The 12,789-nt window shown below is 72.7% G+C and carries 11 protein-coding genes and 1 pseudogene; 3 read left to right on the plus strand and 9 right to left on the minus strand.

The annotated features are described in order from the left end of the window. The first annotated feature begins 525 nt into the window (after window positions 1-525). Entirely contained in the window at window positions 526-1,536 is a 1,011-nt protein-coding gene (gene trpS, locus ACIQ6R_RS34075; protein WP_404225688.1) for a tryptophan--tRNA ligase, read from the plus strand. On the opposite strand, the gene ACIQ6R_RS34080 is transcribed toward trpS, so the two are convergent. Next, window positions 1,491-2,474 (minus strand): GlxA family transcriptional regulator, encoded by a 984-nt coding sequence (locus ACIQ6R_RS34080; RefSeq protein WP_404225690.1) that lies wholly within the window; start codon window positions 2,472-2,474, stop codon window positions 1,491-1,493. The two genes, trpS and ACIQ6R_RS34080, sit on opposite strands and share 46 nt — an antisense overlap. Window positions 2,475-2,549: 75 nt before the next feature. Between ACIQ6R_RS34080 and ACIQ6R_RS34085 the strand changes: the two genes are divergently transcribed. Beyond that, complete coding sequence (locus tag ACIQ6R_RS34085) at window positions 2,550-3,134, plus strand: cysteine hydrolase family protein (RefSeq protein WP_404225692.1); 585 nt, start codon at window positions 2,550-2,552, stop codon at window positions 3,132-3,134. A gap of 21 nt (window positions 3,135-3,155) precedes the next feature. Here the strand turns inward: ACIQ6R_RS34085 and proC are convergent, their stop codons facing one another. The 7 genes and pseudogenes from proC to ACIQ6R_RS34120 form a co-directional block, all read right to left on the minus strand. After that, a complete protein-coding gene (gene proC, locus ACIQ6R_RS34090; protein ID WP_375918021.1) occupies window positions 3,156-3,968 on the minus strand; it encodes a pyrroline-5-carboxylate reductase in 813 nt (270 codons plus the stop codon). Between the two features lie 141 nt (window positions 3,969-4,109). Next, window positions 4,110-4,910 (minus strand): ABC transporter permease, encoded by an 801-nt coding sequence (locus ACIQ6R_RS34095; RefSeq protein WP_404186578.1) that lies wholly within the window; start codon window positions 4,908-4,910, stop codon window positions 4,110-4,112. Beyond that, entirely contained in the window at window positions 4,907-5,734 is an 828-nt protein-coding gene (locus ACIQ6R_RS34100) for an ABC transporter ATP-binding protein (protein WP_404225694.1), read from the minus strand. Before ACIQ6R_RS34100 ends, ACIQ6R_RS34095 begins: the two co-directional genes overlap by 4 nt. Window positions 5,735-5,766: 32 nt before the next feature. Then, window positions 5,767-6,613 (minus strand): annotated as a pseudogene (locus ACIQ6R_RS34105) (class I SAM-dependent methyltransferase). Between the two features lie 93 nt (window positions 6,614-6,706). Then, window positions 6,707-7,228 carry an EamA/RhaT family transporter gene (locus tag ACIQ6R_RS34110; protein ID WP_404225696.1) on the minus strand — a complete coding sequence of 174 codons (522 nt, stop codon included), beginning with the start codon at window positions 7,226-7,228 and terminating at the stop codon, window positions 6,707-6,709. 76 nt (window positions 7,229-7,304) lie between these two features. Next, window positions 7,305-7,982, minus strand: a complete 678-nt coding sequence (locus tag ACIQ6R_RS34115) for a DUF4232 domain-containing protein (protein ID WP_404225698.1) — start codon at window positions 7,980-7,982, stop codon at window positions 7,305-7,307. Window positions 7,983-8,164: 182 nt separating this feature from the next. Further along, window positions 8,165-8,494: an SH3 domain-containing protein gene (locus tag ACIQ6R_RS34120; RefSeq protein WP_404186568.1), complete on the minus strand. Its 330-nt coding sequence runs from the start codon at window positions 8,492-8,494 to the stop codon at window positions 8,165-8,167. A 182-nt stretch (window positions 8,495-8,676) separates the two neighbouring features. Between ACIQ6R_RS34120 and ACIQ6R_RS34125 the strand changes: the two genes are divergently transcribed. Continuing rightward, window positions 8,677-10,812 carry a serine/threonine-protein kinase gene (locus ACIQ6R_RS34125; protein ID WP_404225700.1) on the plus strand — a complete coding sequence of 712 codons (2,136 nt, stop codon included), beginning with the start codon at window positions 8,677-8,679 and terminating at the stop codon, window positions 10,810-10,812. A gap of 24 nt (window positions 10,813-10,836) precedes the next feature. On the opposite strand, the gene ilvD is transcribed toward ACIQ6R_RS34125, so the two are convergent. Beyond that, the gene (gene ilvD, locus ACIQ6R_RS34130) at window positions 10,837-12,690 is read right to left on the minus strand and encodes a dihydroxy-acid dehydratase (protein WP_404186564.1); all 1,854 of its coding nucleotides are present in this window, start codon (window positions 12,688-12,690) and stop codon (window positions 10,837-10,839) included. Window positions 12,691-12,789: the final 99 nt, after the last annotated feature.

A 12,789-nucleotide genomic window follows, 5' to 3' on the forward strand; every position in this document is an offset into this window, starting at 1 on the left:
TTCCCTTTCCGGCGGTTCCGACTCTATCAGATCCTTTCGGGCTCTGATTCCCCGTCAGAGGGGGTTGTCTTCGCGGCTGTTGGGCCGTTCCGACGAGGTGAGACTCTAGCGGATTCCCGGCTCCCGAGCTAATCGGGGGCCGCGTCCTGGCGGACGTGGATTCCTCATTCCGTAAATACGCGCACCGACAATACGACGACGCCGACAGCGCGACTGTTCGTCGAGGAGTGGTTGGTACTTGCGGAATCGCTGTCCGGGGACCGACCGGAGTCGGCGCTCACGTCGGACAACTCGGAGAACACTACGAGCGCGGGACGGGTGTGTCAAACGCCGGGCGGGACGGGCTCCGCACACGTACTGTGGGAGGCGTGATGACGCGTACGTGCACCGGGCACTGGTGGGCCGCCTGACGGCGGCCGTACGCACGTATGCACTCAACGGCCGCCGCTTCGGCGGCCGTTCTCGTATCTCCCTCCAGGAGGGGCGGCCGGCGGGTGGCGGCGGCCCTGACCAGGAGGTGGAGAGATGACGCGGGTCTTCAGTGGGGTCAAGCCGACCGGGCATCTGACGCTGGGGAACTATCTGGGAGCCATGCGGCAGTGGGCCGCGGCGGACCAGCACCGATCGGACGCCCTGTTCTGCGTGGTCGATCTGCACGCGCTGACGGTGGACCACGATCCGGCGCGGGTGCGCAGACTGAGTCGGCAGGCGGCCTCGTTGCTGCTGGCGGCGGGGTTGGATCCGCAGCTGTGCACCGTGTTCGTGCAGAGTCACGTGGACGAGCACGCCCGGCTGTCGTACGTACTGGAGTGCGTCGCCACCGACGGGGAGATGCGGCGGATGATCCAGTACAAGGAGAAGGCCGCGCGGGAGCGGGAGCGGGGCGGGAGTGTGCGGCTGTCGCTGCTGACGTATCCCGTGCTGATGGCGGCGGACATCCTGGCGTACGGGACGGACGAGGTGCCGGTCGGGAACGACCAGACGCAGCACGTGGAGCTGGCGCGGGATCTCGCGGTGCGGTTCAACCAGCGGTACGGGCACACGTTCGTCGTGCCGCGGGCCACGAATCCCGCGGTGGCGGCTCGGGTGATGAATCTGCAGGAGCCGGCGTCGAAGATGGGGAAGAGCGACGACGTCGGGCCGGGGATCGTCTATCTGCTGGATGAGCCGGACGTGGTGCGGAAGAAGGTCATGCGGGCCGTGACCGACAGCGGGCGTGAGGTCGTGTACGACCGGGAGGAGCGGCCGGGGCTCGCGAACCTGCTGGAGATTCTCGCCGCCTGCACAGGCGGGGATCCGGCGGAGCTGGCGGGTGGGTACGACTCGTACGGCGCGTTGAAGAAGGACACGGCGGAGGCCGTCGTCGAGGTGCTGCGGCCGGTGCAGGAGCGGCACAAGGAACTGTGCGCGGACCCCGGGTATGTGGAGGGCGTGCTCCGGGAGGGTGCCAAGAAGGCGCGGGCCATGGCTCGGCCGACCGTGGACACCGCTTACCGGGCGATCGGGCTGCTGCCTCCCGTGAACGCGGCCCGGTAGGCGCGGGGGCTGGTGGCGAGGCGCGATGCGAAGTGCTGGCGCATCGTGACCTCGCTGCCGAAGCCGGAGCGGCGGGCGACCTCGGGCATAGGCAGGTCGGTGCGTTCGAGGAGCTTCTGGGCCGCGGCGATGCGCTGTTCCAGGAGCCAGCGGAGGGGGGTCGTGCCGGTGACCGCGGTGAAGTGGCGGGCGAAGGAGCGGGGGGACATGCCGGCGCGGGCGGCCAGGTCGGCGATGGTCAGCGGCTCGTGCAGGTGGCGCAGGGCGTGTTCGCGGACGGCGGCGAGGGCGTCGGCGTCCCGGGCGGCCCGGGGTGTGGGGTGCTCGATGAACTGGGCCTGGGTGCCGGCGCGGAAGGGCGCGGTGACCATCGAGCGGGCGATGGTGGCGGCGGCTTCGGCACCGTGGGCCAGGCGGACCAGGTGGAGGCAGAGGTCGATGCCGGCGGCCGTGCCCGCGGCGGTCCAGATGTTGTCGTCCTCGATGAAGAGGGCGTCGGGGACGACGGTGACGTGGGGGTGGTGGGTGCGCAGGAGGTCGGTCAGTCGCCAGTGGGTGATGGCACGGCGGCCGTCGAGCAGGCCGGCCTGGGCGAGGGTGAAGGCGCCGCCGCACAGGGCCGCGACGGTGGTGCCGCGGGCGTGGGCGCGGCGGAGGGCGTCGAGGACCGGGGCGGGGGCCGGGGTGAGGTGGTCGTCGAGGCCGGGGACCAGGACGAGGTCGGCGCCCTTCAGCCAGTCGAGGGTGCGGTCGGGGTGGAGGGCGAGGCCGCCGCGCATGGGGACGGCGGTGGTGCCGTCGGCGGCGACCCGGCGCAGGTCGAAGGCGGGGGCGCCGCGGTCGGTGCGGTCGGTGCCCCAGACCTCGGTGATGACGGAGACGTCGAAGGCCCGGATGCCGGGGAAGGCGACGAGGGCGACGCGGTAGGGGGCTGCCATGAGTGGCAGTAAAGCATCGATCGCTGGCTTCTGTGCCTCTGGGGCCTGGTGCTGTCCGGCGGCACGATCGAGGGCATGGACATCGCTGAGAACGCGGCACTGGTGGTCGTTGACGTGCAGAAGGGCTTCGAGGAGGTCGACTTCTGGGGAGTGCGCAACAATCCGGCGGCGGACGACAACATCGCCGCCCTTGTCGACGTATGGCAGTCGACCGGGCGGCCGGTCGTCTTCGTGCGGCACGACTCCGTCAAGCCCGGGTCGCCGTTGCGGTCCGGGTACGCGGGCAACGGGTTCAAGGAGTACGTGGAGGGGCGGCGCGGGAAGGGGGGCGGGGCCGAGCTGCTGGTCACGAAGAGCGTGAACTCGGCGTTCCTCGGGACGCCCGACCTGGGGGCCTGGCTGCGGGAGGCGGGGATCTCGCAGCTCGTGCTGGCCGGGATCCAGACGAACATGTGCGTCGAGACGACGGCACGGATGGGCGGGAACCTCGGGTACGAGGTCGTCGTCGCGTTCGACGCGACGTACACCTTCGGTCTGGAGGGGCCTTTCGGCTGGCGGCAGAGCGCGGACGAGCTGGCGCGGGCGTCTGCGGTGTCGCTGCACGGGGGCGGGTTCGCGTCGGTGGTGACGACGGGGGACGTGGTGGCGGCGGCGAAGTGAGCCCCGCGGACGTACGTCCTGTCAGTCCTTGGTGCCGGAGGCGAGTTCGCGGCTGCGGTCCCGGGCGGCTTCCAGGGCGGCGATGAGGGCGGCGCGGACGCCGTGGTTCTCCAGTTCGCGGATGGCGTTGATGGTGGTGCCGGCGGGGGACGTGACGTTCTCGCGGAGCTTGACCGGGTGTTCGCCGCTGTCGCGGAGCATGGTCGCGGCGCCGATCGCGGACTGGACGATCAGGTCGTGGGCCTTGTCGCGGGGCAGGCCGAGGAGGATGCCGGCGTCGGTCATGGCTTCGACCAGGTAGAAGAAGTACGCCGGGCCGGAGCCGGAGAGGGCGGTGCAGGCGTCCTGCTGGGACTCGGGGACGCGGAGGGTCTTGCCGACGGCGCCGAAGATCTCCTCGGTGTGCGTGAGGTGGTCGGCGGTGGCGTGGGTGCCGGCGGAGATGACGGACATGGCCTCGTCCACGAGGGCCGGGGTGTTCGTCATGACGCGGACCACCGGGGTGCCGGGGGCGAGGCGCTCCTCGAAGAAGGCGGTCGGGATGCCCGCGGCGCCGCTGATGACCAGGCGGTCGGCGGGGACGTGCGGGGCGAGTTCGTCGAGGAGGGTGCCCATGTCCTGCGGCTTGACCGTGAGGATCAGGGTGTCGGCGGACTTGGCGGCCTCGGCGTTGGTGACCGGGGTGACTCCGTGGCGGGCGCGGAGCTCGTCGGCGCGTTCCTGGCGGCGGGCGGTGACCAGGAGGTCGGCGGGTGCCCAGCCGGCTCCGATCATTCCGCTGAGCAGGGCTTCGCCGATCTTGCCGGTGCCGAGGACTGCGACTTTCTGGGTCATGGCTTTCGGTGCCCTCCGTGCCCTGTCTGGCGTGCGTCGTTTCCGTTGTCGTCATCCTCGCATCGAGGAGGGCGGGTGGGGCGTCGCGTCCAGTCCGCGGGATGCCCGGACGGCCTCGTCCGCGAACGCCGGACGGGCCGGCTATGCCGTTCGGCGTTTCAATGTCGCCGCTCCCAGGGCGAGGACCAGGAGGGCGCAGCCGGCGACGATCAGGGCGTCCCGTACGAAGGCGGCGGTCATGTCGGTGTGGCGCAGGACCTCGTTCATGCCGTCGACCGCGTAGGACATGGGCAGTACGTCGGAGACGGCCTCCAGGGCCGGATGCATCTTGTCGCGCGGGGTGAACAGGCCGCAGAGGAGGAGCTGGGGGAAGATCACCGCCGGCATGAACTGCACCGCCTGGAACTCGGAGGCCGCGAAGGCCGAGACGAAGAGGCCGAGCGCGGTGCCGAGGAGGGCGTCGAGCAGCGCGACCAGGAGGAGGAGCCAGGGGCTGCCCGTCACGTCGAGGCCGAGGAACCAGACCGCCAGGCCGGTCGCGAGGGCCGACTGGACGATGGCGAGGGCGCCGAAGGCGAGGGCGTAGCCGGCGATGAGGTCGCCCTTGCCCAGGGGCATGGCGAGGAGGCGTTCGAGCGTGCCCGAGGTGCGCTCGCGCAGGGTCGCGATGGACGTGACCAGGAACATCGTGATCAGCGGGAAGATTCCGAGGAGCGAGGCGCCGATGTTGTCGAAGGTGCGCGGGCTGCCGTCGAAGACGTAGCGCAGCAGGAACAGCATCACGCAGGGGATCAGCATCAGCAGGGCGATGGTGCGGGCGTCGTGGCTCAACTGGCGCAGGACGCGGGTGGCGGTGGCTGTGGTACGGGAGAGGGTGAGGGGGCGGGTGGGAGCCGGGTGCGGGGCGGCGGGGGTGGTCGTGGGGGCCGTGGGGGTGGTCATTTGGCGGTCTCCTTCGTGCGGGCCGTCGCCGTCGCCTCGTCGACCAGGTGCAGAAAGGCCTCCTCGACCGTTTCGGAGGCGGTGCGGGTGCGCAGGGCGTCGGGGGTGTCGTCGGCGAGGACCTCGCCCTCGCGCATCAGGAGGAGGCGGTGGCAGCGCTCGGCCTCGTCCATGACGTGGGAGGAGACGAGGAGGGTGGCGCCGCGGTCGGCGGCTAGGGAGTGGAACAGGGCCCACAGGTCGCGGCGCAGTACGGGGTCGAGGCCGACCGTCGGTTCGTCGAGGACCAGGAGTTCGGGGGCGCCGAGGAGGGCCACGGCGAGGGAGACGCGGCTGCGCTGGCCGCCGGAGAGGTTGCCGGCCAGGGCGTCGGCGTGGGTGGTGAGGTCGACGTCGGCGATGGCCCGGGTGACGTTCTCGTGGCGGCGGTCGGAGGCCGCGCGGCCGGGGGCGAGGACCTCGGCGAAGTAGGCGAGGTTCTGGCGGACGGTCAGGTCGTCGAAGACGGACGGGGCCTGGGTGACGTAGCCGATGCGGGTGCGGAGGGCGGGGTGGCCCGCGGGGTGGCCGAGGACGTCCAGGGTGCCGGTGACCTTGGCCTGGGTGCCGGCGATCGCTCGCATGAGGGTCGACTTGCCGCAGCCGGAGGGGCCGAGGAGGCCGGTGATCCGGCCGCGCGGGACGGTGAAGTCGAGGGCGCGCAGGACGGTGCGGGGGCCGCGTACGACGGTGAGGTTCTCGGCGCGGACGGCGGGTGGGGCGGGGGCGCGGCCTTGTCCGTCGGGGGGTGGGCCTTCGGGGGGCGGGGAGGAGTAATTCATCATGTGATGAATAATCCTCCCGGGGGCCGGACGCGTCAAGCCGTCGGAGTCGGTCGGGTCGCCGGGGCTGCCGGGGCTGCCGGGGCTGCCGGGGTCGTCGCGAGCAGGAGGCGGACGTCGTACGTCTCCTCGACGATCCCGTCCGGGAAGACGGTCAGGAGGTGCCGGCGCTCCTCGGCCAGGAAGGCCGTGCGGCGTTCCTCGGTGTCGGTCAGGAAGACCGAGTGGCTGCCGAGGTTGGCCAGGTGGGTGGCGAGGGGGACGCGTCGGCTCCAGCGGATGTCGCGGTGGGTGAAGTCGAGGCGGCCGGCGGGATCGGCGACGCGGGCGCCCGAGGTCGCGCTGCTCGGCGGAGATGTTCAGCCCGAAGTGCCGGTTCGCGCGCTCGGTGGCCGCCGCGATCCACGGCACGTCGAGGGCGCTGGTGTTCCACCACAGCGCGAGCGCGCCGCCCGGGCGCAGCACGCGCAGCGCCTCGGGGACCGCGAGGGCGGGGTCGGTCCAGTGCCACGCCTGGGCGTAGGTGAGGAAGTCGGCGCTGTGGTCGGCGAGCGGGAGGGCGTTGCCGTTGCCCCGGATCACGGGCACGTCGGGGAGGGTGCGCCGGAACTCGGCGGCCATGCCGGCGCCGGGTTCGACCGCGATCACGTCGGCGCCGCGTGCGTGCAGTCGGGCGGTGGCGATGCCCGTACCGGCGCCGATGTCCGCGACGCGGGCGCCCGCGAGGGGGCGTCCGGCGAGCTGCTCCAGCGCGTCGAAGAGGGCGGGCGGGTAGGAGGGGCGGTTGGCGGCGTACTGGGCCGCCGCCGCGTTGAAGGAGTGGGCTCGGGCGGTGCGGGTGGCGTCCTGGGCGGGTGCCGGCGTGTTCCCGGATGTCGTCATACGGCCATGGTGGCCGGGTGGGTGCGGAGTGCAGGGTTTTTTCGGGGACGAACCGGCGGTGCGGCAGGCGGGTGCCGGGGCGCTGAGCCGGCGCTACCGGCGGCGGCGCTTCTTGGACGGGTTGCCCGAGCGGCGGGTGGTGCGCTTCTCGTACTCCGCGCGGGCGTTCTCGTACTCCGCGCGGTGGAGCTTCTCGCCCGGGGCCTCGGTGAAGGTGCGGAAGAAGTAGGCGAGGAGCGAGCCGACGAAGCCGATGGCCAGCAGACCGCGCATGGAGGCCTGGCGGTCGGGGTCGGGGCGGCTGGTGAAGCCGGACCAGGTGTGGCGGAAGGCCAGGGCGCTGCAGATCGCGAACATCACGATCATCAGCAGCGAGACGAAGCTGCCGATGTCGGCGATCTGGAGGCCCTGGTAGGCGATGCGGAGGACGAAGCAGGCGGCGGCCGCCGCGGCGAGGGAGCCGACGGCCAGGCCGGCCCGGCGGGCGGGATAGCCGTTGTCGTGGTTCACCCAGGTCGTGCCGTAGAACCGGATGGGTTCGGGGCGGGGGCCGGCGGGGGGCGTGGAGCCCGCGGGGGTGCCCGGGATGCCGTTCGTACCGTTCTCTGCGCTCACGGGTCGATTATGGCGCCGGCGCGGCGCGGGCCCGGGGCGGGCCCGGCACACCGGCCCAGTGGCACGTGCGGAGCGGTCAGCCGCTCTGGCCGGCGCTGCCCATCGGGCCGACCCGCACCGGGGTGCCCGAGCCGTCCGTGACGGGGAGCGTGGCGGCGCCCGGCCAGTCGAGGGTGACCGACCTGGTCTCGTCCGGCGGGGTCACCACCAGTCCCGTGACGCGGACGCCGGAGCCGCCCGAGTCGTTCATCGGGTAGGTGATGCCGAAGGTCACCGTGTCCCCGTCCGCGAGGAGGACCGAGGGAGCCTGCTCGCCCGTGCGCTTCGCGGACAGGGAGCCCGCGTTCGTCTTCAGGTCGACACCCGCGTAGCCGGCGAGCGTGCAGTCCCGGCCGCCGCCGTTCCTCAGGTCCACCGCGACGGTGCCCTCGGTGTCGCCGCCGACGGTGGCGTCGGCCGCCGTGATCTCCAGCTCGTCGGTGCGGCACTTGGCGGCCTTGCCGTCCTCGCCGTCGCCGGAGCCGGAGCCGGTGCCCGTGCCTGCGGTGGTGCCCTGGCCGTTGGGGCTCTTTCCGCCGGTGTCCGTCCCGCCCTCCTGGTCCGAACCGGCCGATCCCGAGCCGCCGTTCGAGGAGGACGCCGTGGACGCGGCCGGCGGGGCGCTCCGGTCCGCGCCGTCGTCGTTCTGGCAGGCCGTGAGCGAGAGGCCGGCGGCGACGGCCAGGGCCGCGATGGTGAGCTTGTGAACGCGCATCGTTCCTACCTCGGTGTCGGTTGGCGTGCCCGCCCGCCGGGACCCATCGGCACCGGCGGGCGTCTCTGATCGCCAAGACCCGACCGGACCGGCACGCCGTTCCGCCCGACCCCCCGCTCATACACCCCTGTTACAGCGCGCGGACAGTCACGGCACTCCGCCACGACCGCGGTCCTCGGGGCCTAGCAGCGCGGCGCCACGTAACCGTCGCTGCCGGTGCGGATGTACGCGTCGGAGACGTACTGGCCACCGCCGATGTTGTCCCAGATGTTCGAGGTGCCGTAAGGGCCCTGCACCCACTCGCCCGGGCGCTGGCAGTTGATCGTGACCCTGGCGCCCTCGGACAGGACCCGCACCACGGAGTAGCCGGTGCCCGGGCCGCTGCGGACGTTGAGGCGGTAACCCGGCGCGACCGGGTAGGAAGCCGACGCCGCGGCCACCGTGGTCACCGCGCCCTCGGCCACCCTCTCGTCCTCGCCGTCACCTATGTTCCGGAGCTGGTCGACAGACATGGAAATCCTCCCCCGTTGAACCCCACGACTTTCATGGGGCACCGTTGATACCCCAAGAACAAGCCATGAAACACCAGTTCGCAAGTCGTACAGAATGCTCGGCAGGCCGCCTCTGTCCCGTACGCCCCATCGACTAGGCTCCGAGCATCGCTCGCGCGAACGAACAGCACGGGGGTGGTTCCATGGCGCCGCAGCGGGATGCCGGAGCGGGCGCGGAAGCGGAACTTCCGGAGTACGCCGGTCACTACCGTCTGGAGTCCTGTCTGGGTTCGGGCGGCATGGGCGTCGTCCATCTGGCCCGCGGCACCTCCGGGATGCGCGTCGCGGTGAAGGTCGTGCACGCGTCCTACGCCAGGGACCCCGAGTTCAGGGGGCGTTTCCGGCAGGAGGTGGCCGCGGCCCGGCGGGTGAGCGGAGCCTTCACCGCGCCGGTCGTGGACGCCGACCCGGAGGCCGGGCGGCCGTGGATGGCCACGCTGTTCATCCCCGGGCCGACGCTCTCCGAGGAGGTGAAGCGGAACGGGCCGATGGACGAGGACGGGTTGCGCCGGCTGATGGCCGGGCTCGCCGAGGCGCTGCGCGACATCCACCGGGTCGGCGTCGTGCACCGCGACCTGAAACCGAGCAACGTCCTGCTCGCCGAGGACGGTCCGAAGGTCATCGACTTCGGCATCTCCCGGCCGAAGGACAGCGAACTGCGGACCGAGACCGGGAAGTTGATCGGAACGCCGCCGTTCATGGCGCCCGAGCAGTTCCGGCGGCCCCGGGAGGTCGGCCCCGCCGCCGACGTGTTCGCCCTGGGCTCGCTGCTCGTGCACGCGGCGACCGGGCGCGGGCCCTTCGACTCCGACAGCCCGTACGTCGTCGCCTACCAGGTCGTGCACGACGAGCCCGACCTGACCGGCGTACCGGAGTCCCTCGCGCCGCTGGTGCTGCGGTGCCTCGCCAAGGAGCCCGAGGACCGGCCGACGCCGGACGAGTTGATGCGGGAGCTGCGGTCGGTGGCGGCGGCCTACGACACGCAGGTGTTCCGACCGGCGCGGCGGCCGCGGCGGGAGGACGGGGCCGAGGAGACGGACGACGCGTGGGCGGAGCACGCGGCCGGGGCCGACACCGTCGGGAAGCGGCCCGTGCGGCGGCTCGGCAGACGGACGGTGTCGGTGGCCGGCGCGCTCTGCCTGGCCGTGGCCGGCGGGCTGGTCTCGGCCCAGGTGTGGGGCGGCGGCAGTGCCGAGCCGACGCGGAAGGCGGGCGCCGTCCAGAGTGCGCCGGGCGGCTTCGGCGCGTGGGAGGCGACGCCCGCCCAGAAGGGCGGTGGCATGCCCCAGTGCTCGTACGCGGCGCCGCGGCTGCTGTGCGCGCGGCCCGGCCTGGTCTTCGCCGTCGATCCGGCCGACGGCGGCATCCTGTGGCGGCACGCCGTCGAGGAGGCCGTGCGGAGCGAACCGCCGGTCGTGTCGGGCGGGCTCGTGCAGCCCGAGGTCGGTCTGCTGGGCCCGCTGGAGGCGCTCGACCCCGCCACGGGCGAGCCGGCGTGGCAGGAGGACCTGCCCGCGTACGACGGGCTGCGGTGCGTCGGCGACACGCTCCTGCTGACCCGCGCCGACGGGATGGTCACCGGCGTGGACAGCGCCTCGGGGCGCACCCGGTGGGCGCACCGGATCCCCGGGCACTCGGTGCCGTACTTCACCTCGTTCGCCGGGGAGCGGCGGCCGGCGGCGTACGCGACGAGCCGGACCGCGGACGGGAAGCGCACCCGGGTCACCGCGGTGGACCCCGACAGCGGGGACGTGCGGTGGGAGGCGGAGCTGGAGGGGACACTGGCGCTCGTGGGGGCGGCGGACGGGTCCGTGTACCTCGTCCCCGAAGCGGTGGCCGACGGCGACGCGAAGGCCGTGGTCCGCTACACGCCCGCCACCGGGGAGACCCGCCGGGCGGACCTGCCGGTGCCGGTCGAGCAGGCGGCGGTCGGCGTGCACGGGGACACCGTCCACCTCATGGGAACGGGCGGCTCGCTGGTGGCCGTCGACATGGCGGCGGGGAAGCAGGAGTGGCGGCTGGAGACGGGGGTGAGCCGGGGTTCGGCACCCGTCTCCGACGGCCGGCACGTGTATGTCACCGCGCCCGACGGGCGGCTCCTCGGCGTCGACGCCCGCGAGGGCAAGCTGCTCGGGCAGACCCGGCCGCGGCTCGGTGCCGAATCCGACCGCGTCCCGGCGTCGCTGCCCCGGCCGGTACTCGCGGGCGGGCACGTCTACGCCGGGGCGCCCGACGGCTCCGTGTTCGGCGTGGACGGGCGGGACCCCGCCGCCTGGTAGGGGGGCGGGGTCCTCGGGCGGGGATCAGCCCAGCTTGGACACGTCGCGCACCGCGCCCTTGTCGGCGCTGGTCGCCATCGCGGCGTAGGCCTTCAGGGCGGCGGAGACCTTGCGGTCGCGCTTCTTCGGGGCGTACACGCCGTTCAGGGCCTGCTCGCGGCGGGCCAGCTCGGCGTCGTCGACCAGCAGCTCGATGGAGCGGTTCGGGATGTCGATGCGGACCCGGTCGCCGTCCTCGACGAGGGCGATGGTGCCGCCGGCCGCCGCCTCGGGCGAGGCGTGGCCGATGGACAGGCCCGAGGTGCCGCCGGAGAACCGGCCGTCGGTGACCAGGGCGCAGGTCTTTCCGAGGCCGCGGCCCTTCAGGTACGAGGTCGGGTAGAGCATCTCCTGCATGCCGGGGCCGCCCTTGGGGCCCTCGTAGCGGATGACGACGACGTCGCCCTCCTTCACCTGCTGGGTGAGGATCTTCTCGACGGCCTCCTCCTGCGACTCGCAGACGACCGCCGGGCCCTCGAAGGTCCAGATGGACTCGTCGACGCCGGCCGTCTTCACCACGCAGCCGTCGACCGCCAGGTTGCCGCGCAGGACGGCGAGGCCGCCGTCCTTGGAGTAGGCGTGCTCGGCGGAGCGGATGCACCCGCCCTCGGCGTCCTCGTCGAGGGAGTCCCAGCGCTCGGACTGGGAGAAGGCCTCGGCGGAGCGGACGCAGCCCGGGGCCGCGTGCCACAGCTCCACCGCCTCCGGGGACGGGGAGCCGCCGCGCACGTCCCAGGTCTTCAGCCAGTCGGCCAGGGACGGGCTGTGCACGGAGTGGACGTCCTCGTTGAGCAGGCCCGCGCGGTGCAGTTCGCCGAGGAGGGCGGGGATGCCGCCGGCGCGGTGCACGTCCTCCATGTAGTACGTGCGGTCCTTGGCGACGTTGGGCGCGACCTTGGCCAGGCAGGGGACGCGGCGCGAGAGGGCGTCCATCTCCGTGAGGCCGAAGGCGACCTCCGCCTCCTGGGCGGCGGCCAGCAGGTGCAGGATCGTGTTGGTGGAGCCGCCCATCGCGATGTCCAGCGCCATGGCGTTCCCGAAGGCCGCGGGGGTCGCGATGCTGCGGGGCAGGACCGAGTCGTCGTCCTGCTCGTAGTAGCGGCGGGTCAGGTCCAGCACCGTGTGGGCGGCGTTCTCGTAGAGCGCCTTGCGGGCGGTGTGGGTGGCCAGGACCGAGCCGTTGCCGGGGAGGGAGAGACCGATGGCCTCGGTCAGGCAGTTCATCGAGTTGGCGGTGAACATGCCCGAGCAGGAGCCGCAGGTGGGGCAGGCGTTCTCCTCGATGCGGAGGATGTCCGCGTCGGAGATCTTGTCGTTGACCGCCTCCGACATCGCGTCGACCAGGTCCAGCGTGCGGACGGTGCCGTCGACCAGGGTGGCGCGGCCGGACTCCATGGGGCCGCCGGAGACGAAGACCGTGGGGATGTTCAGGCGGAGCGCCGCGTTGAGCATGCCCGGGGTGATCTTGTCGCAGTTGGAGATGCAGATCAGTGCGTCGGCGCAGTGGGCCTCGACCATGTACTCCACACTGTCCGCGATCAGGTCGCGGGACGGCAGGGAGTAGAGCATGCCACCGTGGCCCATGGCGATGCCGTCGTCGACGGCGATCGTGTTGAACTCGCGCGGGATGCCGCCGGCCGCGACGACCGCCTCGCTGACGATCCGGCCGACCGGGGCGAGGTGCGTGTGGCCCGGCACGAACTCCGTGAAGCTGTTGGCGACCGCGATGATCGGCTTCCGCCCGATGTCCGCGCCGGGTACACCGGAGGCACGCATAAGGGCGCGGGCGCCCGCCATGTTGCGGCCGTGGGTGACTGTGCGGGACCTCAGTTCGGGCATCGTCGCTCGCTCCTTCGGAGGGTAATGACTGTCGTCGAGCGTACGCCGGTCATCCAGGGGCCGGGACAGGGTGTCCGTAATGCGGGATGCACGTCTCGC

The organism is Streptomyces sp. NPDC096048 (genome assembly GCF_044763415.1).
Taxonomy (GTDB): Bacteria; Actinomycetota; Actinomycetes; order Streptomycetales; family Streptomycetaceae; genus Streptomyces.